The 22,295-nt window shown below is 51.4% G+C and carries 18 protein-coding genes; all 18 read left to right on the top strand.

Features of this window, described 5'->3' with window-relative positions:
• The first annotated feature begins 17 nt into the window (after positions 1–17).
• The gene (gene mfd / locus ACQ76X_RS30215) at positions 18–3,542 is read left to right on the top strand and encodes a transcription-repair coupling factor (RefSeq protein ID WP_438497475.1); all 3,525 of its coding nucleotides are present in this window, start codon (positions 18–20) and stop codon (positions 3,540–3,542) included.
• A complete protein-coding gene (locus ACQ76X_RS30210; protein WP_438497459.1) occupies positions 3,526–4,626 on the top strand; it encodes a peptidylprolyl isomerase in 1,101 nt (366 codons plus the stop codon). The genes mfd and ACQ76X_RS30210 overlap by 17 nt, the downstream gene beginning before the upstream one ends.
• A gap of 283 nt (positions 4,627–4,909) precedes the next feature.
• Positions 4,910–5,452: a stage V sporulation protein T gene (gene spoVT, locus ACQ76X_RS30205; protein WP_438497457.1), complete on the top strand. Its 543-nt coding sequence runs from the start codon at positions 4,910–4,912 to the stop codon at positions 5,450–5,452.
• A gap of 222 nt (positions 5,453–5,674) precedes the next feature.
• On the top strand, positions 5,675–7,354 hold the full coding sequence (locus tag ACQ76X_RS30200; RefSeq protein WP_438497456.1) for a putative polysaccharide biosynthesis protein: 1,680 nt from the start codon (positions 5,675–5,677) through the stop codon (positions 7,352–7,354).
• A 115-nt stretch (positions 7,355–7,469) separates the two neighbouring features.
• The gene (mazG, locus tag ACQ76X_RS30195; protein WP_438497455.1) at positions 7,470–8,969 is read left to right on the top strand and encodes a nucleoside triphosphate pyrophosphohydrolase; all 1,500 of its coding nucleotides are present in this window, start codon (positions 7,470–7,472) and stop codon (positions 8,967–8,969) included.
• Positions 8,970–9,272: 303 nt separating this feature from the next.
• On the top strand, positions 9,273–9,545 hold the full coding sequence (locus tag ACQ76X_RS30190) for an HU family DNA-binding protein (RefSeq protein ID WP_038584392.1): 273 nt from the start codon (positions 9,273–9,275) through the stop codon (positions 9,543–9,545).
• Positions 9,545–9,823 (top strand): RNA-binding S4 domain-containing protein, encoded by a 279-nt coding sequence (locus ACQ76X_RS30185; RefSeq protein ID WP_038584395.1) that lies wholly within the window; start codon positions 9,545–9,547, stop codon positions 9,821–9,823. The genes ACQ76X_RS30190 and ACQ76X_RS30185 overlap by 1 nt, the downstream gene beginning before the upstream one ends.
• Positions 9,824–10,026: 203 nt before the next feature.
• Entirely contained in the window at positions 10,027–10,311 is a 285-nt protein-coding gene (gene yabP / locus ACQ76X_RS30180; RefSeq protein WP_076113635.1) for a sporulation protein YabP, read from the top strand.
• Positions 10,308–10,871, top strand: a complete 564-nt coding sequence (yabQ, locus tag ACQ76X_RS30175; RefSeq protein WP_438497454.1) for a spore cortex biosynthesis protein YabQ — start codon at positions 10,308–10,310, stop codon at positions 10,869–10,871. The genes yabP and yabQ overlap by 4 nt, the downstream gene beginning before the upstream one ends.
• Before the next feature lie 22 nt (positions 10,872–10,893).
• Positions 10,894–11,229 (top strand): FtsB family cell division protein, encoded by a 336-nt coding sequence (locus ACQ76X_RS30170; protein WP_076113637.1) that lies wholly within the window; start codon positions 10,894–10,896, stop codon positions 11,227–11,229.
• Positions 11,230–11,353: 124 nt separating this feature from the next.
• Positions 11,354–11,866 carry a S1 domain-containing RNA-binding protein gene (locus tag ACQ76X_RS30165; RefSeq protein ID WP_038584404.1) on the top strand — a complete coding sequence of 171 codons (513 nt, stop codon included), beginning with the start codon at positions 11,354–11,356 and terminating at the stop codon, positions 11,864–11,866.
• A gap of 341 nt (positions 11,867–12,207) precedes the next feature.
• Positions 12,208–14,715 carry a stage II sporulation protein E gene (spoIIE, locus tag ACQ76X_RS30160; protein ID WP_438497453.1) on the top strand — a complete coding sequence of 836 codons (2,508 nt, stop codon included), beginning with the start codon at positions 12,208–12,210 and terminating at the stop codon, positions 14,713–14,715.
• Positions 14,716–15,116: 401 nt separating this feature from the next.
• Positions 15,117–15,863, top strand: coding sequence for a hypothetical protein (locus ACQ76X_RS30155; protein WP_438497452.1), 747 nt, complete (start codon positions 15,117–15,119; stop codon positions 15,861–15,863).
• Entirely contained in the window at positions 15,853–16,791 is a 939-nt protein-coding gene (locus ACQ76X_RS30150; RefSeq protein WP_438497451.1) for a serine/threonine protein kinase, read from the top strand. Before ACQ76X_RS30155 ends, ACQ76X_RS30150 begins: the two co-directional genes overlap by 11 nt.
• Before the next feature lie 76 nt (positions 16,792–16,867).
• Complete coding sequence (gene tilS, locus ACQ76X_RS30145) at positions 16,868–18,310, top strand: tRNA lysidine(34) synthetase TilS (RefSeq protein WP_438497450.1); 1,443 nt, start codon at positions 16,868–16,870, stop codon at positions 18,308–18,310.
• Positions 18,311–18,355: 45 nt separating this feature from the next.
• Entirely contained in the window at positions 18,356–18,895 is a 540-nt protein-coding gene (gene hpt, locus ACQ76X_RS30140; RefSeq protein ID WP_038584418.1) for a hypoxanthine phosphoribosyltransferase, read from the top strand.
• A gap of 110 nt (positions 18,896–19,005) precedes the next feature.
• Positions 19,006–21,057, top strand: coding sequence for an ATP-dependent zinc metalloprotease FtsH (gene ftsH, locus ACQ76X_RS30135; protein ID WP_438497449.1), 2,052 nt, complete (start codon positions 19,006–19,008; stop codon positions 21,055–21,057).
• 276 nt (positions 21,058–21,333) lie between these two features.
• Positions 21,334–22,272, top strand: coding sequence for a quinolinate synthase NadA (gene nadA, locus ACQ76X_RS30130; protein WP_038584425.1), 939 nt, complete (start codon positions 21,334–21,336; stop codon positions 22,270–22,272).
• Positions 22,273–22,295 lie beyond the last annotated feature (23 nt).

Genomic DNA, 22,295 nt, shown 5'->3' with positions numbered 1-22,295 from the left:
AAGAGAGGTGTCCTTTGTTGTTACAAGGTCTTATAGAAGCTTTTTCCAAAGATCCTGATTTTCAGTCTGTCACCCGTGGTGTTGCCGCAGGGATGAAGGAGCAGCTAATATCAGGTTTGTCCGGTTCGGCCAGACAAATTATGCTGGCGGCGCTGCATGAAGAAACCGAACGGCCGCTGCTTATAGTCACCCATAATATGTTCTCGGCGCAGAAGATGGCTGAGGATTTGCAGGAAGCGCTTTCTCCGGATCGCGTGCTGCTTTACCCTGCCAATGAGCTGGTTGCCGCTGAAGCAGCTGTCTCCAGCCCTGAGACGCTTGCTCAGCGGATAGATGTCCTGACCAAATGTGCCCAGGGCTTCCGTGGCGTTGTGGTTGTGCCTTATTCTGGCGTCCGGCGTCTGCTTCCGTCGCCCCATGTGATGGCAGAGGCACAATTAACCGTTTCACAGGATGGAACCCTCTCTCTGGATGATTTTCTGATGTCTATGATTATGATGGGTTATGAACGGGTTGAACGGGTAGAGAACCGTGGTGAGCTTAGTGTGCGGGGGGGCATTGTCGATTTCTATCCAATGACCTCTTCGCTGGCTTACCGGGTAGAGCTGTTTGATGATGAAATCGATTCGATTCGAACCTTTGATCCTGCAGACCAGCGATCCATCGACAAGGTGCGCAGTGTGAAGATCACACCGGCTAAGGAGATCATCGCAGACCAGTCCCGCCAGGATTCGGCAGCCTCTGAAGCGGCTGCGATGCTGGAACGCCAGCTGGAGAAAATGACCGACCGGCAGGCAAAGCTGCGTTTGCGTGAGGAAATGGGCCGGGAGCTGGAGATGCTGCGGCAGGGAACCTATTTCCCTGAAGTCTATAAATATATCAGTCTCTTATATCCTGAACGCTGCCATTTATATGATTATATGGCACAGGACACCCTCCTTATTATGGATGAGCCGGCCAGACTGCTGGAAACGTCGAAACAACTGGAGCGGGACGAGTCGGAATGGAACCTGCATTTGCTGCAGAACGGCAAAAACCTGCCTGATCTTCATCTTTCCGTAGATAATGAAGCTATCATGTACCGCCGCCCATTTCAGAGCCTGTTCATGTCGATTTTCCTGCGCCAGGTTCCACATATCCAGCCGCAGAACATCCTTGGATTTATCAGCCGCGGCATGCAGGATTTCCACGGCCAGATGAATGTGCTGAAATCGGAGATGGAGCGCTGGCATAAGTCGGGTGTGCAGGTTGTGATGCTGGCGAGCAGCGAGGAGCGGATGGAGCGGGTCCGCCGGGTGCTGTACGATTATGGCATCGAAGAGCCTACTATTGTCCACGGGAATCTGGGCTCCGGTTTTGAGCTGCCTTCCATTCATCTTGCTGTGATCACTGAAGGAGAGATGTTCTCCCAGAAGCAGCGTAAGGCGCGCAAGGTTTCCAAAGGAATTGACAATGCAGAACGGATCAAGAGCTATACCGAGCTCAAAATCGGCGATTACGTGGTACACCAGAATCACGGTATCGGCAAATATATGGGAATTGGTACGCTTGAGGTCAGCGGAATTCACCGGGATTATATGCATATTCTATATGCCGGTGGCGATAAGCTGTCCGTACCGATTGACCAGATAGATCTGATTCAGAAATATGTCGGATCGGAAGATAAAGAACCGAAGGTATACAAGCTTGGCGGAAACGAGTGGACGCGAGTCACCAATAAAGTGCGTTCTTCTGTTCAGGATATCGCGGATGATCTGATTAAGCTGTACGCCGAGCGCCAAAGTGCTCTGGGTTATGGTTTTGAGAAGGATACGCAGGAGCAGCGTGAATTCGAGGAAATGTTCCCGTATGACGAAACCCGCGATCAGCTGCGCGCGATCGAAGAGATCAAGAAGGATATGGAGCAGAACCGTCCGATGGACCGGCTGCTATGCGGAGACGTAGGCTATGGCAAGACGGAAGTGGCGATCCGGGCAGCTTTTAAATCAGCGATTGAAGGCAAGCAGGTTGCCGTGCTGGTGCCGACCACAATCCTCGCACAGCAGCATTATGAAACCTTCCGTGAGCGGTTTGCCAATTATCCGCTGAACATTCAGGTGCTGAGCCGCTTCCGCAGCCGCAAAGAGCAGAATGAGACCATTAAGGGTGTCCGGCAGGGAACGGTAGATGTAGTAATCGGCACACACAGGCTGTTGTCGCAGGATATGGTCTTTAAGGATCTGGGTCTTTTGATTGTTGATGAAGAGCAGCGCTTTGGTGTAACCCATAAAGAAAAACTCAAGAAGCTCAAGACCAATGTCGATGTGCTCACCTTGACTGCAACACCTATTCCACGGACCTTGCATATGTCGATGCTTGGCGTGCGGGATTTGTCAGTCATTGAGACACCACCGGAGAACCGCTTTCCCGTGCAGACGTATGTTGTTGAACATAGTCAGACGCTTACCCGGGAAGCGGTGGAACGTGAGCTGGCCCGTGGAGGACAGGTCTATTATCTCTACAACCGCGTTCAAGGCATTCAGGAAATGGCCGCACAAATCTCCATGCTCGTTCCGGAAGCAAGGGTCGGCATTGGCCACGGCCAGATGTCGGAGTCGGAGCTGGAGAAGACCATACTCGATTTCCTTGATGGAGAATACGATGTACTGGTGAGCACAAGTATCATTGAAACCGGGGTAGATATTCCGAACGTCAATACGCTTATTGTCCATGATGCCGACAAAATGGGGCTATCGCAGCTCTATCAGCTGCGTGGACGTGTAGGACGCTCCAACCGGATTGCCTATGCCTATTTCACGTACCAGCGGGACAAGGTGCTGACTGAGGTCGCGGAGAAGCGCCTGCAATCTATCAAGGAATTTACGGAGCTTGGCTCCGGCTTCAAAATTGCCATGCGCGACCTTTCCATTCGCGGAGCGGGCAATCTGCTTGGTGCGGAGCAGCACGGGTTTATCGCTTCCGTCGGTTTCGATCTGTATTCGCAAATGCTGGCGGAAGAAATCCGCAAGCGTAAGGTTACTGTACTGGGAGAAGAGGATACTTCGCTGAAGCAGGGCAATACGGTCATTGATTTGTCAATTGACGCGTATCTTCCATCCGAGTATATTTACGACAGCATCCAGAAGATCGAAATTTACAAGAAGGTTGCGGCGGTTTCCACTTTTGAGGACGCTGTGGAACTGGAGGATGAGCTGCTTGACCGCTTCGGAGAATTGCCGGAGGCCGTAGTCAATCTGCTGTCCGTAGCCCGTCTCAAGGTATACGGAAAGCTCTACGGATTGGAATCGATGATCCGTCGTGGCGACGATGTTTCGTTGAACTTCCATGAAGGCAGCACCGGGGCCTTTGATACGGCCAAGCTTGCTAAAGTTGGAAATAGCTTCGAAAGACGTGTACAATTTGATAGGGATGCTAAAGCCAGTGTCCGCATCAAGTCGAAGGATCTTGACGATAAGGCGCTGCTTGATCTGTTGGAGCAGTTTCTGGCTGCGGCCAAACAGTCTCTAAAATTGAAGGGAGAACTACATGATGTCGTTAAATAAAACAAAATCCTGGAAAGTGCTGCTGGTCTCACTGGCAGCGGCTCTTTCCTTCTCTATGCTTTCTGCTTGCAGTAATAACAATAATAATAATAATAAAAATGCAGCTGATGATAGCAGTACAGCGTACGCTACCTATAAAGGGGGAACCGTTACTGAGAAGGAGTATGATATGGATACCCGTGTCATGAAGTTCCTTTCCCCGCAGCAGGCCCAGTTCATGGAGCTTGATACCTTCAAGGAGTCGATTCTGAACCAGCAAGCGGCATTTGAATATCAGGCCGGCAAGGCAACAGATGAGGCTAAGAAGCAGGCCGAGAAGGAAGCCGATGTGCAATTAGCTGATCTTAAGAGCCGTTTGGGTGACACCTATGAAAGCTCACTAAAGGAGCAGAGTCTGAAGGAAGACGATGTCCATGATTATATGGTACGTGTGCTTACGGTTTATCAGGATATGCTGCTAAAAACAACTGATGACGAAGTGAAGACGCACTTCGAAACGGTAAAGGGCGATTTCACCACGGCTACGCTGCGTCATGTATTGATTGGTTTGACCGGTGCTGACGGTAAGGAGCGTACAAAGGAAGACGCACTAAAGCTTGCCAATGAAGTAAAGGTTAAACTTGACGGTGGAGCGGACTTTGCGGAAATCGCCAAGCAATACACCGATGATACCGCGTCAAAGGAAGCTGGCGGCCAGCTGAAGGACGTATTGCTGGGCAATTATGTTGAAGAGTTCAAGGTAGCAGCGCAAACGCTGCCGCTGAATACAGTTAGTGAGCCGGTTCTTACCGTATTCGGGTATCATATTTTGAAGGTGGAGTCCCGTACGGAAGCAACCTTTGATAAGCTGACCGATGAACAGAAAGAGGCTGTGAAAAGCTCGACGACATCCCAGAAACTGGAATCCTTCCTGGAGAATGATCTAGGACCTCTTGAGATCAAAATCAATCTGCCGAAAAGCTCCGCTGCTGCCGCTGAGTCCGGAACAAACAGTGGAACTAAAGCTACAGAAGCTCCAGGCGCCTCACCAGCTGCTACAGAGGCTCCAAGCGCCTCACCGGCGGCTACACAAGAAGCCAAATAAACCATTTGCACGGACAAGCCATCCTGACGCTTCAAAGCGAGGGATGGCTTTATTTTGTAAATTATAATGTATAATTATGTTAAAAATAGCACATAACGGGGAGGGGTGCGCCGGAAGTCTGAGGATTAAGGATATTTAATGTTATACCTTCCAGAGGATGTATAAGGAACTGGGAAGAGATGAATACTATGGTCAGATATTACGATAAATCACTGGGATTATCCATTCCCATAATGGACAGTAGTTGGACCATACTTCTTAAGAAAGCGGGGCAACATGTGAAATGAAAGCTACTGGAATTGTACGCCGTATTGATGACCTCGGTCGAGTTGTTATCCCTAAAGAGATCAGACGCACACTACGTATTCGTGAAGGGGATCCGTTGGAAATTTTCGTCGATCGCGACGGTGAAGTCATACTGAAGAAGTATTCCCCGATTGGTGAGCTGGGTGATTTCGCCAAGGAATATGCAGAGTCGCTTTATGAAGGCACAGGGCATATTACAATGATTACTGACAGGGACACTTTTATCGCCCTTGCCGGAGGCTCCAAAAAGGATTATCTCGAGAAACAGGTGGGTGTGCTCCTGGAGAAGGTAATGGACAGCCGCAAGACTGTGCTCGAAACGAATGCAGGCAGCTATGACATCGGTAAAGATCATGCAGAATTAATATCGAGCTATGTAGCCGCTCCCATCATCTCCGGCGGGGACCCCATCGGTTGTGTAGTGCTTCTGAACAAGGATGAGTCGGTAAAAATGGCGCAAATGGAAATTAAGATGGCCGAAACGGCAGCCGCTTTTCTGGGCAAGCAGATGGAGCAGTAACAACTTTGATACTATGGACCCCGCTTTCCTTTTGGTATGATACAAAGGGAGGGCGGGGTTTTAGCGTTCTATTTTGGAAAAGATAAGAAGATGCGGATTGCAGAAAAATGCGGCTGTCCGTATAAATGCAGGCAAAACCGTTTCTACTTACGCGCCTCCATGCGTTATAATATAGAAATTCATCCCATTATGGCAGTTATCGCTGTAGAAGCAGGTACTTTTATGAAATCTGGTACGCAAGGCTCTAAATTACTGCAAGGCGCATTTATTCTCAGCGCAGCAGCCATTCTCTCCAAACTGATTGGTACGCTGCAGAAAATTCCGCTGCAAAATCTGGGTGGAGACGCCGTGTTCGGCATATACAACACGGTTAATCCCCTGTACACGATGCTTATAACGATAGCGATGCTGGGTCTGCCGTCTGCAATCGCCAGATTTGTGGCCGAGTCCTCGGCCGACAGAGATGAAAGCGAAGGCCGGAGGGTTCTGCTGCTGTCAGCGGCCATTACAGTCATCAGCGGTCTTGTGATTGGGGCCCTTGCTTATCTTGGGGCTCCGGTTATCGCCGGGTGGGTCGGCAACTCGCATGTGATTCCCGCGCTGCGCTGCAGCGCATTAGGGCTTGCTGTTGTTCCGCTTATGGCCGCATTGCGCGGTTATTTTCAGGGACTGCATAATATGGTCCCTACCGCGGTGTCGCAGGTTGTCGAGCAGTCGGTGCGGGTAGCCGTCATGATCGCACTGCTGCTGTATCTGACCGGGAAGGGAGCAGACGCGGCCACCATCGCGGCAGGTGCGCTGATTGGCTCGGCTGGCGGCGGAGCGGCCGGTCTGGTTGTCATGCTGCTGTATTGGCAGAATTACCGCCGCCGTGTGAACGCAGCGCAGCAGACGACTGAGTTAGCCATATCAGCTGCCTCCGAAACCGCCTGGACCCGGAGTTCTGCTGCGGACATTGTCCGGGAGCAGACAGGAGCCAAGGCCCGCAAGCTGCTGGGCTATGGCATTCCAGTCATGCTCGGAACGCTGGCTATACCGCTTATCGGGCTGGTCGATGTATTTACCGTCCCCCGTTTGCTGTCGTCAACTGTCAGTGAAGCGGCGGCGATGGCGCAGTTCGGCATCTACAATCGCGGCTTGCCGCTTGTTCAGATGGTAACGATGCTGGCCACTTCGTTATCAGTGGTCTTCATCCCGGCACTCGCGGAGGCAAAGCACCGCGGAGATTTTGGGCTGATCCAGACCCGCTGCAGCCTGTCGCTGCGCTGGTTCTGGCTGCTGGGCCTGGCCGCTTCGGTTGGCCTGGCCGTCCTTGCAGAGCCGATCAATGTGGCTCTGTACGGTGATGCTGCCGGCAGCGGCACGATGACCTGGCTGGCCTTTACCGCCGCTGGCGGTACGGTCAGCATCATCTCCGCCGCGCTGCTGCAGGGCCTAGGCGCCGTGCGCGCGCCGGCGATACATCTCTTGGCCGCCGCGGTGCTCAAGGCGGCCCTTAACCTGCTGCTGATTCCGCAGCAGGGCATTACCGGCGCAGCCATCGCCAGCGTGGCCGCGCATCTCTTCGCAGCAGCGCTGAATGTGCTGCTGCTGCACCGTATGGGCCATCTGCGGCTGCGCTTCGCAGATGCCCTGGTGAAGCCCGCGCTGCTGCTCGCGGGCCTTGGCCTGGCCGCCGCAGTCGTAAGCCTCGGCGTTGGCAGTGCGGCCGCAGCCGCTGGCTTCGGCGGCGGGCGAACTGCAGCCCTGGCGCAGAGCCTGCTCGGCGTGCTGGCAGGCTGCGCCGTCTTCGCGGCCGGCGCTGTTGCCCTGCGGCTGCTCAGCGAAAGTGAGTTGCGCCAGCTTCCGGGCTTTGGCCCCCGGCTCGCGGACAAGCTGAAGAAGCTACGCCTGTTCCCTTAAGGCGCAGCTAGGTGTTCCAACCGTTATCTCTTAAGCATGAGCTTACTATATTGCAGTACATACAAAGCTGCCTTAGCCACAGCGGCAAGGCAGTGCAGAAGGAGTGGAGACAGGTATGAGCGCAACATTAACCGTGGTTGGACTCGGTTCCGGCAATCCCGACCGGCTGACCCTGGGCATTATCAAGAAGCTGCAATCCGCATCCGCCGTTTATGTCCGGACCGCAGAGCATCCGGTGATGGCGGCTTTAACAGAGCTTGAAATAGCTTCCCAGTCCTTTGACGGGCTGTATGAATCGCTGTCCTCGTTTCCTGAGGTGTATGAAGCCATTACGGCGAAATTAATCGAGGAAGCGCGTTCCGCACCGCAGGGTACGGAAATTGTCTATGCCGTCCCGGGGCATCCCATGGTTGCAGAATCGGCGGTATCCCTGCTGCGGGAGCGCTGCCCGGGCGCGGGAGTAGAACTGCACATTCTCGGCGGGGAGAGCTTTCTCGATGAGGCATTTGTACGGCTTGGCTTCGACCCGATTGAAGGGTTTCAGCTTCTGGATGCTTCCGGTATCCGCAGTTCCCAGCTTCAGCCGGAGCTGCATACGCTGATCGGCCAGGTCTACGACAGCTTCACGGCTTCCGAAACCAAGCTCTGTCTGATGGATTGTTATCCGCCGGAGTATGAGGTAATCGTAGGGCATGCTCTGGGAGTGGATAAGGAAGAACGTATTCTCCGGGTACCGCTGTATGAGCTGGACCGCCTGGAAGGGTACGGCAATCTCTCGCTGATTTATGTTCCGGCAAACCGCGCGGAGAGTGCACGAAAACGCACATTTGCCCGCTTGCATGAAATTGTCGATACGTTGCGCAGTCCGGAAGGGTGCCCATGGGACCGGGAGCAGACGCATGAATCACTGCGCAAAAATCTGATTGAGGAAACCTATGAGGTTCTGGAAACGATCGATGAGGATGATCCGGACCATATGAAGGAAGAGCTGGGCGACCTGCTTCTGCAGATCATGCTTCATTCCCAGATGGAGGAGGAGCAGGGCACCTTTAATGTCTATGATGTCATTGAAGGATTGAATGACAAGCTGATCTTCCGCCATCCGCATGTCTTCGGTGATAAGAATGCTGCAGATGCCGAGGAAGCGCTCCAGAACTGGGAGGGCATGAAGGCCGAGGAAAAACGGCTTAAGGGTGTAAAACCGGAAGCAGAATCCGCGCTGAGCGGTGTTCCCCGTGATCTGCCTGCGCTGATGAAGGCCTACAAACTGCAGAAAAAGGCCTCCAAAGTAGGATTCGATTGGGACAACGTTGGCGATGTGCTGGCTAAAATCCGCGAAGAGGTTGATGAGCTTCAGGAGGCTATCGAATCCGGCGCACCGGTGGAGGAGCAAATGCTGGAGCTGGGGGATCTGCTGTTCGCCGCGACCAATGCCGCACGCTTCATCGGAGCAGATCCGGAAGAGGCGTTGACCCGCACCAACCGCAAGTTTGTATCTAGATTCCAATATATTGAGCAGCAGCTGTTAAGCCGGAACACCCGTCTATTGGACAGCAGTCTAGAAGAGATGGAAGCGTTGTGGCAGGAGGCTAAGGTCAAGGAGCGAAAACAATAGATTTTGAGCATCCTCTAATATAGGAGAGGGCGCTTTCTCCGCCTTTTGCAGTATAGGGGCCGTAAGAAGAGGCAATGATGTGAATGGGGCTTAACTCTCTGGTTTGGAATCCGGTGAGAGGTTTATAATGTAATAGTGCCTGAGCCTGTACTGCTCTCTTAATTTTTAAAAAATCGAGTGTTTGCGGCAGGAATTTCGGGCGGCATCCAGAATATCTTAAAGACGAAATGACGATTCGCGGCATATCTTAGCAGCTTATCGCGTTTCATTTATTTTTTTGTATCCTAGGAGGAACTTCAAATTATGAACAAGACAGATTTGGTAAACAACATTTCCGAAAAAAGCGGATTGGCAAAGAAAGATGTAGAAACCGTATTGAACGGCGTGCTGGGCGAAATTACAGATGCTCTGTCCAAAGGCGATAAGGTCCAATTGATCGGCTTCGGTACTTTCGAAACCCGCAAACGTTCCGGCCGCACCGGCCGCAACCCGCAATCGGGCACACCTATTGAAATTCCTGAATCCACTGTACCGGCCTTCAAGGCTGGCAACAAGCTTAAAGAAGCCGTCAACTAATGCGCCTGGACAAATTCCTGAAGGTATCCCGTTTGATTAAGCGCCGCACTGTGGCCAAGGATGTGTCCGAACAGGGCCGGGTGCTGATTAACGGGAAGGAATCGAAACCGAGCAGTACGGTAAAGATCGGCGACGAGATTACAGTGCAATTCGGTCAAAAGCTAGTAACGGTCAAAGTGGAGAAACTGGTGGAAACGACCCGCAAGGACGAGGCCGCCGGCATGTATACGCTGCTCCGTGAAGAGCCTGTTGCCAAAAGCAGCGGTCTCGACTGGTAAAAGCGCTGTAAGGATAAGCAGATCACAAGCAAGAGGGTGTTCCTGAAGCCAGAAATGGCCGGAACACCCTCTTTGTTTTTAATAAAATAGAACTCCGTTGACTTCGTGCATGAGCTCTATCGGTCATTTGAAATTCTAAAAGCCTCTGTTCTATAACCTCTCCTCCCACCATAGATTAGAAACAAGAAGGAGGGGTACATGCTATGATCGAGCCAGTCAAAGTCAATAAACAGCACGATCTGCACATGCGCAGTCGCAAGCAATTGGAGCTAACAGGCGTGCAGAATGTGGAGAGCTTCGACAGCGAGGAGTTTCTGCTCCGCACGGAACTTGGCCATCTCACCATTCGCGGAAATCATTTACATATCAAGAATCTAAGTCTGGAGAATGGGCTTTTGTCTCTGGAGGGCAACGTCCATTCCCTGATTTACCTTGATCCCGGAGCGCAGAGCAAAAACAAAGGCATCCTCGGCAAACTGTTTAAATGAATCCCGCGATTCAGTGGATCACCCTGCTTTACATGATGCTGGCCGGCACAGCCATGGGACTGGCCTATGACAGCTACCGGGTGCTGTCGCTGAAATTAAGCTTTCCCAAATGGCTGAATGCGCTGCTGGATTTGCTGTATTGGCTGTGGGCGGCACTCCTCGTCTTCCGGATGCTTTATGCCGGAAATCAGGGACAATTGAGGTTTTATGTCTTTCTGGGCCTCTTTCTAGGAGTATGGATTTATTTTTTACTCTTCAGTGTTACGGTGCGGCATTTTGTGGTAATGTTAATTCAGTCGATTCAGTATACGTGCAGGCTGCTATGGAGAGCTGTAGAAATTATAATAGGCATGCCGCTTCGCTGGCTTTGGCGCCTCCTGAGGGGGACGCTGCTGCTCTTGGGCCGGATCCTGTTATTTATCCTGAAGCTGCTGCTGCGTCTAACGAAGCCAATTTGGGTACTTCCAGTAAGATGGATCTCTCCGCCTTTGTCCCGGCTCTATTACAGTGCCTGGATGGTGAGATTGTCTGAGTGGTTGACCGCATGGTGGAAACGCTGAGATTGAACTGGGGGTAGGCTGCATGAACAGATTTTCTGCAGAAGAGAAGAGTAGCAATAACAAAGGTTTGGCTGCAGGCGCGAAGAGAAGAAGATTCATATGGGCGGTCATGGTTACAGTGTTTTTTGGCTGGGCCGGTTATATTTTCTTTGCCCAGAGTGCGGCAATTGCGGACAAGAGTGAACAGCTGGCCAAGAAGCAGGCGAGCAGCGAGGGAGTTACGGCTTCTCTCAATCAACTGAAATACGAAGTGTCGCGGCTTAACGATGACGAGTATATCGGCCAATTGGCGCGTAAATGGTACAATATGTATCCGTTAGGGGAACAGCCTATTCGTCCCGAGCAATCAGGGCAATAAAGCAGGCCAAAAGAGGCTTTCGCTGTGTTGCCTTGCTTTGCTCTTTACTGTATAATCAAATCACCGCAGACTGGATGGACTTTATATTCGTCTGTATATTTTTAAGGGAGGATCATTTTATTCTATGGCAATTGAAGTGGGCACCAAGTTAGAAGGCAAGGTGACAGGCATCACGCATTTCGGAGCATTTGTGGATCTGTCAGGAGGTGTCACAGGTCTCGTTCACATTTCGGAAATCGCCGATAACTACGTCAAGGATGTTAACGATCATTTAAAGATTGGTGATGTAGTAACTGTCAAGGTGATCAACGTTGACAAGGACGGCAAGATCGGGCTTTCCATCAAGCAGGCTGTAGATAAGCCGGCATCGGAAGTACGTCCCCCTAGAGCTCCAAGACCAGAACGTCCAAGCGGTGGAGACCGTTTCGGCGGCGGTGGCGGCAGTGGTGGTGGAGGCGGCGGCGGTGGTGGTGGTTTCAATCGTGAACGGGGAGGGCGTCCATTCAAGCCTGCAGCCGGTAAACCTTCATTCGAGGATAAAATGTCACGCTTCCTGAAAGACAGCGAAGAACGGATATCTTCGATCAAGAAGAACACAGAAGGAAAGCGCGGAGGCCGTGGAGCCAAACGCGTATAATCTACTTGCACATCATAAATAACCGCAGGGGCTTTCGCCCTTGCGGTTTTTTTGTCGGTGCCCGGCAAATTGCCGACAGCATCTATCTCATTCTCACATAACACCAGAGCAATCGCTGACGAAAATCTGCTGCTGGCCTCTGCACAGTCTTGCGGCAATCCGATGGTCGAGTCTATCAATCCAATGCCCCGCATGGGATAGAGAGGCTTCGCGGGTGCTTTGTCGGGACAGGCTTTTTTGTCGGAAATTTTTTACAGTTCGCTCTCTGTTTCTGACAAACTTTCTTAAGACCCCCGCTATATAATGAGAACCATAAATTCTTAAACGGGTGGTGCTGAGGAATGAATAAAAGCAATGTGGTCAATTTGCCGGAGTGGACAAAAGCGGGAAGCAAAGACAAGGAGCAGAAGGAAGCCTGGGGCATGCGTGTAAAGAGCTGGGGGATGAATCAACCGCTGCTTCAGTTTTTAACAGTGAAGAAATGGATGCTGTTGTTGAGCTTAATGGGCTTTATGCTGGGACGGGCAATGATTTTGGACGAGCTGTCACCCTTTGCTGTAGCTTACTTTGCTGTCATTGTGTTTATGCGTAAAGACTCCATACTTCCGGTGGCTGCAGCCACGATCCTTGGCAGTCTGTTCACCCCGTTCCCCGGAGCTATAGTGATTGCCGCAGAGCTAATTATCTTTTACCTGCTGTACAAAGGTTTTGAGAGCTTCCAGCGGATTGATCTATCCTACGCGCCGCTGATGGTATTTGTATCCTCATTTATGGTCGGACTGTTCCGGATTATCATGGGTCCCTCCCTTACCTGGTACCCGCTGATGATGGCGACACTCGATGCGCTGCTTGGCTTTGTGCTTACACTGGTATTTTTGCAGGCGCTTCCTCTGTTTACTTACAAGCAAAGGAGCCGGGCGCTGCGGAATGAAGAAGTTCTATGCTTGATTATTCTGCTGGCTTCCGTCATGACCGGCCTTGTGGGCTGGACCATAAACGGCTTGTCGCTGGAACATATTCTGTCACGCTTTCTTATTCTGTTGTTTGCTCTCGCCGGGGGAGCTCCGCTCGGTGCTGCCGTCGGGGTAGTCACCGGACTGATCCTCAGCCTAGCTGATATCGGAGCTATTTATCAGATGAGTCTCCTGGCTTTCTCCGGAATGCTGGCCGGGATGATGCAGTCCGGGCGCAAAGGAGCAGTCTCGATCGGAATGCTGCTGGGCTCGACTATACTTTCAGTCTACTTTCTGGGCCCGGGTGATGTGATGGCCTCAACTTGGGAGACTTGCGCTGCAGTGCTGTTGTTTCTTCTAACACCAAAGGGGATTATTTCTGCCATCGCCAAATATGTGCCGGGCACACCGGATCACAGCCGGTCACAGCATGAATATGCCCGAAGAGTGAGAGATATTACAGCAGACCGGGTAACCCAGTTCTCGCAGGTATTCCAGCAGCTGTCGAGCAGCTTCGGGCAGATTCCCCGGGCTGGGGAAGCCGGTAAAAGTGAACGTGAAATGGAAGACTTCATGAGTACCGTAACTGAGGGCGCCTGCGCCGGCTGTATCCGGCGTTCGCACTGCTGGGACACGAAGTTTTATCAGACGTACAGGTATATGACAGATATGATGACGACCGTAGAAGAATGCCCGGATGTCACCGCAGCCCAGCTTCCGCCCGAGTGGAGCCGGATCTGCGGCAAGACAGGGGAGGTGCTGGAAGTGATGAAGGGCCAGTATGAGCTATACCAGCATGATATGCGCTGGAAAAGACAAATATACGACAGCCGCCAATTTGTTGCCGAGCAGCTTTCGGGCGTCTCACAGGTGATGGAGGACCTGGCGAAGGAGATCAAACGTGAAGGCCAGGCAATGTACCGGCAGGAGGCCCAGATCCGCGAGGCGCTGGAAAAACTGGGGTTGTCCATTCATTCGATTGAGATTTTAAGCCTCGATCCCGGTCGGGTAGAAATAGAAGTGGTTCATGCTTATACCCGCGGTTTTGATGAGTGCCGCAAGATGGTTGCGCCGCTGTTATCTGATATTTTGGAGGAGAATATTGCAGTCGTAAGTGAAACGGCGGTGCATCCCCGCGAGGGATTGTCGATGGTCACCTTTGGATCTGCCAAAGCTTATGAGGTGAATACCGGAGTGGCAGGGGCGGCCAAAGGAGGCGATATGTTCTCCGGCGACAGCTTCAGTACCGTAGAGCTTGGAAATGGCACATTCGCTGTGTCCATCAGCGACGGGATGGGTAACGGAGAGCGGGCCCGGATGGAGAGCAGTGCCGCGTTATCCATGCTGGAGAAGCTGCTGCAGTCCGGTATGGACGAGAAGCTGGCGGTAAAGTCCGTCAATTCTATTCTGCTGCTGCGTTCTCCGGATGAGTTCTATGCGACGGTGGATATGGCACTGATCGACCAGTATTCGGCGCATACCACTTTTATGAAAATCGCGTCTGCGCCTTCCTTTATCCGCCGGGGCAGCGAAGTCATCCCGATTACTTCGAGCAATCTTCCGATCGGAATCATAAAAGACATTGAGGTGGATCTGATCAGCATGCAGCTGCGTCCGGGCGATATTCTCATTATGATGACCGATGGTATTTATGATGCGCCGGGATATGCCGTTAATAAAGAGATATGGATGAAGCGGTTAATCCAGGAGCTGGAGGGAGATGATCCTCAGGATATGGCCGACAGTCTGCTGGAAAAGGTTATCCGTTATCAAGGCAATGAAATCCATGATGACATGACCATTGTCGTCAGCCGGGTCGATCATTATCATCCGGAGTGGTCCAGCCTGCATATGCCTGGTATCGGCCGGATGGAGCGGCCGCGCACGGTCAGCTAGTAAGGTAATCTATCATCTAACTCACGTTATTCTTTCGTGAGCTATATATGGAAGCAATGGAGTATCCTAATTCGGCGGGGCCTTATTTAACCGCCGCCCCGTTTCAAAAGCCGCTGGCTCAGCGGCGTTCTTTTTCAGATTTCAAACATAACGTGAATCTATGGGACGGAGAGGAATTTTGGAGCTGGAGAAGCGTTAGCGTTCGCCTTTGTCCCCGGATTTGCACCATGTGGCCAATTCAATAAATCCGGGGACAACAGCGATCGGAAGCCCAAAAGTTCCTCGTAGTTCCCCGAGTTCACTATTGTCTTTATCTGAATATCTCCGCTAAGAGGCGTTTGAAATCTCTCAACCTTGGATATGCTAGAAACAGATAACAAGGCAAAGGGGAGTGAACGGTCATGAAGCAAATTCTGCTCATTACGGACGGATGTTCTAATGTGGGGGAGAGTCCGGTGATGGCTGCGGCGCATGCCCGGCAGGAGGGAATCACCGTTAACGTGGTTGGTGTGGTCGATTACGGAACCATTGGCGAGCTGGGAAGCCGGGAAATTTCCGATATTGCCAAAGCAGGGGGCGGACTGAGCCGGATTGTCGGTACGCCGCAGCTGGCGCAGACCATCCAGATGATGACCCGAAAAACTGTGGTTCAGACCATTCAGCAGGCGGTTAATAAAGAGGTAAAAAAAATACTCGGCGAAGGCTCGCTGGAAGAGCTGCCGCCATTGAAACGTTCGCAGGTCGTTACCGTCGTAGATGAGTTGACAGAAACCTCGCCGCTGCGCATCGCACTGCTGATTGACGCAAGCGCAAGTATGAAGCCTAAACTGGGTGCCGTAGAGGATGCCATCCGTGATTTGGCCCTCAGCCTGGAAGCGCGGGAAGGAAGCAGTGAGGTTTCCGTGTTCCATTTTCCCGGGCGCTCGAGCAGCGAGGAGGCCATGCTGGATATGGACTGGACGAGCAATGTGTCGGAGGTCCGCTCGCTGTTCTCCAAGTTGAAAATGAGGGGAGCTACGCCTACAGGACCGGCTATTTTCAAGGTGCTCGAACATTACCGTTGTGATACACTGGATGAACACCGTGACCGCCTTCCGGGCAGGGATCACGATGAAAGAGAAGGGATGATTGGTGGGTATGTCGTCTAATCCGCCCTACCCTGTAGGCACTGTTATTAGCGGCAAATGGCGGGGGAACCGTTATGTCATTGAACGGATGCTGGGAAGAGGGGCCAATGGAACCGTATATCTCGTGCAAAGAGAAGGCAGACGGGAGCGGTATGCGCTCAAGATCGGAAACGATACGCTTGAGCTGCAGTCGGAAATTAACGTGCTGACCTCGCTGCAATCCTGCCGCAAGCGAAGTGAGTTTCGCGCCCGCCGTGAATCCGCGCTGTCCTCCTACCTGCTGGAGTCGGATGATTTCAAAGATGGAGAGCATACCCCTTTTTATGTGATGCGCTACGTTGAAGGTAAACAGCTGCACCATTTTTTGGCCAAAAACGGGATCTCCTGGCTGAGTCTGGTAGGACTGAAGCTGTTAGAGAAGCTGCAGACGCTGCATGAATGCGGTTTTGTGTTTGGTGATCTCAAGCCCGAGAATGTAATGGTATCCGATTACGGCGAAGCCGAACTGATCGACTATGGCGGCGCAAGTCCCATGGGACGCAGTGTGAAGCAATTTACCGAATGGCATGACCGTGGATTCTGGAATGCAGGCAGCCGTACCGGCGACGAGAATTATGATCTGTTTGCTTTTGCCGTTCTCTGCCTTCGTTTGCATAATGAAGACGGGCTGAAAGCCGCTGCCCAGCAGCTGCCGCAGACAAGAAGCGTCGATGAACTGGTTAAGCTGGCCAAAAGTTTGCCCGACAGGAAGCTCTCCTCTTGGCTGTGTCTTGCACTGAAAGGCGGATTTCCCGGTTCCGCGCAGGCTGCTGAGATCTGGAAGATTCATATATACGGAACGCGCAAACAGCCGAAGGATGCCATGGCGACCCCGCGCTGGCTAAAAAGTGCGTTTGGGTTATCGTTATTTGTGCTGGCTTTTACAATTTATTGGGTATTGCGTTTTTGATCTCATACATATACCGGAATGCTGGCCATACCGGTCAAAGATTGTGTAAATGATAGGGCAAGAAAGGGAGCACCGTATGGAGCAAATGAATGAGCTTGTGGAATCCGTATTGGAGTCTGCAGACGAGCACGGGCTGTGGGCGCCCCATGACACCATAGTAGTCGCAGTTTCCGGAGGGCCGGACTCTGTGGCTCTTTTGCGTATTCTGCATGAAATATCCGTGAACCGGATACCGCTAAACCTGGTATGCGCCCACGTGAACCACGGGTTCAGAGCCGAGTCGGTTGAGGAGGCGGAGTTCGTCCGGCAAATGGCCGGGGAGCTGGGGGTGCCTTTTGAGCTGGCCGAATTTGATATCCCTTCCCTCGCCAAAGGGAGCGGGCTTGGCCCCGAGGGGACGGCACGCGAGAAACGATATCAGTTTCTGATCGAGACCGCGCACCGCTATGGCGCACGCTCCGTTGCGCTGGCACATCATGCCGATGATCAGGCGGAGACGGTGCTTATGCGTCTGTTGCGGGGCAGCGGACCTTCCGGTCTGGCCGGAATGCGCTGGAAGAGGACAGAAAAAAAGGTGGAACTCATCCGACCCTTCCTGCGTATTAACAAAACGGCTCTTGTCGGGTTATGCCGGGATGAAGGGTTTCCCTACGCCGAAGATGCCAGCAATCTGCTGACTAAATACAAGCGGAATGTCATCCGGCTGGAGGTGCTGCCTTCACTGGAAAAGTACAACCCGAAAGTCAAACAGTCGCTTCTGCAATTGTCCGAAATTGTCGGAGCCGAAGATGAATTTATGGAGGCGAACGCAGCAAAATGCTTCGATGAGCTGGTTTTGATGAAGCATGGAAAATACACCTTTAAGAGAGCTTTGTTCGCGGCCATACCCTCCGCTTTACAACGGCGTTTGATTAAACTAATATTAAATTATCTGTCGGCGGATTCATCGACCCTGGATTTTTCCAAGATCGAGGCTGTACGCCGGGGGACGCTGCAGGAACACCCCACCGTATGGAGTTTGGATTTGGGTGGAGGTCTGATCTGTGTGCGGCAATATGATACAATTTTGTTCTCGTCCAAGCCTCCGCAGCGGAAGGTAAGTTATACATATCGCCTGTCTTTGCCTCATTCCCGGCTTTTGCTGACGGAAATAGGAAAAGTAATGACGATGACGGTGCTGGAGAAAGAAACTTTTTTAGTACAGGGGGAGGACTATGGGAAGATGTCGGCTTGGTTTGACAGTGATGAGCTGGTCCTGCCGCTGACCATTCGTTCCCGATTGCCTGGAGATACCATAAGGGTTATGGGATTAAACGGAAGCAAAAAGGTAAAAGATATTTACATTGATGATAAAATACCTTCTTCCGAACGCTCTGAGATTCCCCTCGTTTGTGATGGTTTGGGCAATATCGTCTGGATTCCGGGCGTAAGGCGCTCGATGCATGCCGCAGTAGGGCGGCACACGGCCTCGGTTCTTCTCTTGTCTCTGGAGGACATGGAGCAGCACGAAGAAGCGTAATGGTCGAAGTAAGTCTTTCATAGTATAACTTAGGAGGTTCGCAAGTTGCAGAACGATATTCAAGAAATCTTGATCAGCGAAGAAGAAATCCAACAAAGAATCAGGGAGCTCGGCGCCCAGCTGAGCGCAGAATATGCAGGACGTACGCCATTGGTAATTTGTGTGCTGAAAGGCGCGTTTATCTTTATGGCAGATTTGGTTAAAGTCATCACAGTACCTGTTGAGATGGATTTCATGGCTGTATCCAGCTATGGAGCATCCACCAAATCTTCCGGTGTGGTCAAAATCATCAAAGATTTGGATGCGTCAGTTGAAGGACGCGATGTACTGATCGTCGAAGACATCATCGACAGCGGTCTTACACTCAGTTATTTAATTGAAATGCTTCAAGGACGCAACGCTGCTTCCATTTCTGTGGTTACCCTGTTTGATAAACCGACAGGACGCACTGTTAATCTCGAAGCTGCCTATACCGGCTTTGTGATTCCTGATGCTTTTGTAGTCGGCTACGGACTCGACTATGCCGAACTGTATCGGAACCTCCCTTACGTCGGTGTACTGAAGCCTGAAATTTATTCCAAATGAGCTAATTGACAGCCTTAGATCCACGGATCAGATTTCCGGACCTCTGAGCATTTGAGGACTCTGGGCAGGCTATGGTACAATAACTTGAGCGTTGTGAGAGGAGGTAGGGGATGAATCGGTTCATCCGGAATTCTGGTTTTTATTTGATTTTATTTTTAGTCGTGGTGGGCATTGTCCAGTTTGTGAGCAATGGAAATGAATCCGCCGATTTCCCTAGATACGATGAATTAAGGCAGGAATTGAAAGACAATAATGTGAAGAGTATGACGATTCAGTTTGAAGGCAATGCTTTTGCCGTTACTGGTGAATATAGAGAGCAGCCGTCAGATGCCAAATCGAAAAATTTCTCCACATTTGTTCCTCCTACAGACAAGACCCTTGATGAGCTTATTGGAGCCAGCGAAGTCAACGGTGTAGAGCTGGTTACCAAAAAAATGGAAGGTGACAGCATTTGGCTGACATTCCTTTCTTCCATCATTCCGCTGGTTATTATGTTCATCCTGTTCTTCTTCCTGTTCAATCAGGCACAGGGTGGCGGCGGCAAAGTAATGAATTTCGGCAAAAGCAAGGCCCGGTTATATAATGAAGAGAAGAAGAAAATCAGCTTTGAGGATGTTGCAGGGGCTGATGAAGAGAAGCAAGAGCTGGTGGAAGTCGTGGAATTCCTCAAGGATCCGCGTAAATTCGCAGCTGTAGGCGCACGTATTCCTAAAGGGGTTCTCCTTGTAGGTCCTCCAGGGACCGGTAAAACCTTGCTGGCCCGTGCAGTTGCCGGTGAAGCAGGAGTTCCGTTCTTCAGTATTTCCGGTTCCGACTTTGTGGAAATGTTCGTAGGTGTCGGTGCTTCCCGTGTACGTGACTTGTTCGAAAATGCCAAGAAGAATGCACCATGTATCATCTTTATTGATGAGATCGATGCAGTGGGACGTCAGCGCGGCGCCGGACTTGGTGGCGGACATGATGAACGCGAACAGACACTTAACCAATTGCTTGTAGAAATGGACGGTTTCGGCGGCAACGAAGGCATTATTATTGTCGCAGCTACCAACCGTGCAGATATACTTGACCCGGCATTGCTTCGTCCGGGACGTTTCGACCGTCAAATTACGGTTGACCGCCCAGATGTTAAAGGCCGTGAAGCTGTACTTAAAGTTCACTCCCGCAACAAGCCGCTTACGAAAGACGTAAGACTTGATGTTATCGCCAAACGCACTACCGGATTTACCGGTGCCGATCTGGAGAACCTGCTGAATGAAGCGGCTCTGCTCGCTGCACGCCGCAACCGCAAGGATATTACCATGCGTGAAGTAGATGAAGCGATTGACCGTGTAATTGTAGGTACCGAGAAGCGCAGCCGCGTGATCAGCGACCGTGAGAAGCGTATTGTAGCTTACCACGAAGCCGGTCATACGATTGTCGGTTACTTCCTGGAGCATGCAGACATGGTTCACAAAGTTACGATCATCCCGCGCGGACGCGCAGGCGGATATGTCATTATGCTTCCTAAAGAAGACCGCATGCTTGTTACGAAGCAGGAATTGCTTGATAAAGTAACCGGACTCCTCGGCGGACGTGTTGCCGAAGAGATGTTCATCGGTGAAATCGGCACAGGCGCATACAGCGACTTCCAGCAGGCTACGCGTATTGTCCGCAGCATGATTATGGAATACGGTATGAGTGATAAGCTGGGACCTATGCAGTTCGGTACATCCCAAGGCCAGGTCTTCCTGGGCCGCGATATCGGGCATGAGCAGAACTACAGTGATTCCATCGCTTATGAAATCGACCAGGAGATGCAGAACTTTATCCGCAGCAGCTATGAACGCTGCCGTGAGCTGCTTACCAAGCACTCCAAGGAAATGCACCTCATTGCCAACACCTTGCTTGAGAAAGAAACGCTGGAACTGGATCAGATTAGAGAATTGATCGAGCAAGGCTATCTGACTGAAGACGGTAAACCGGAAGAGACTCCGGGTGTGACACACGAAGCCGGCGAACCAGTTATTGATTCTATCGGTGATGTGCGTGTCCGCATTCAAGGCAAGGACGACACCTCTTCCACAATTCCTGATCTGACCAAGGATATTCCGAATAATCCGGAGTCCGGGGATGGAAATGATTCTAACGACGGCAATAAAGACGGCGGCGGAGGCCTCGTCTAAAGAGCCCCTTAACTGAATGAAGCTACGCAAGCTCGTCCGGAGAACCTTAAAGTTCTCCGGATTTTTTTCGCCTTTAGGCTTCCTACCGTACAGCTTGATCGACTCCCGGTTACATTGACAGAGGGTGGAACCTTGTGTACATTAGTGATTAAATATTAAATAATGGATAACTATCTATAGCAGAGCTGAGTGGCTGTGCAGATCCGCAAGGAACATATAATCTATTCGAATGTAGAGCCGGCTTACGCCGTGAAGAAATAAGGGGGAGAACTAACCGTGGAAGCTCTGGCGCTTGAGCGCAAGCAGGAACAAAATCGCGAACTTCGTGTGCGCCTCGAACAGCTGAAAAAAGAACGGAATGCAATCATTTTGGCTCATTATTATCAGCGTGATGAAATTCAGGAGGTTGCCGATTTTCGGGGGGACTCTTTTTTACTCGCTCAAAAAGCAGCGGAGACCGATGCGGAAGTGATTGTCTTCTGCGGTGTTCATTTCATGGGGGAAAGCGCTAAGATTCTGGCGCCTAACAAAACTGTGCTTATTCCTGATGAACGCGCCGGTTGTCCAATGGCCGATATGGTCAATGTGGATGGCTTGCGCAAGCTGAAAGCACAGCATCCGAATGCTAAAGTGGTGACTTATATCAACTCGTCGGCTGAAATTAAAGCAGAGACTGATATTTGCTGTACCTCTGCCAATGCTGTGAAGGTCATTGAATCACTCGATGCGGAAGAAATTATCTGGGTGCCGGATAAGAATCTGGGCCAATATGTCCAGGATCAGACGGGCAAGAAGCTGATTATCTGGGAAGGCTATTGCAACACTCATGATATGCTTACCGTTAAAGATGTAGTGGAAATGAAAGCGAAATATCCGGAAGCCGAGTTTGTGGTGCATCCGGAATGCCGTCCTGAAGTAGTTGCCATGGGCGATTATGTAGGCAGCACCACCTCGATTCTTGAATATTGCCGGAAATCGGACCGCCGGCAGTTCATTGTTGGAACAGAAGACGGTACCGGATACCAGCTCCGCTTGGATAGTCCGGATAAGGAATTCCATTTTGCAACAAAATTTCTTGTATGCCCTAATATGAAAGTCAATAATTTAAAGAAACTGGTCAAATGCCTGGAGACGATGAAGCCGCAGATTTACGTACCGCCCGCTGTCGCCGACAAAGCCAGAACTTCCCTAGAGCGCATGCTACAAGTCCGGTAGCATGCGCTACTCTTTCGTTGAAA

Origin of the sequence: Paenibacillus sp. IHBB 3054 (assembly GCF_051594305.1) — a bacterium.
Lineage (GTDB): Bacteria > Bacillota > Bacilli > Paenibacillales > Paenibacillaceae > Paenibacillus_AQ.
This window is presented reverse-complemented; position numbering and strand designations above follow the sequence as displayed.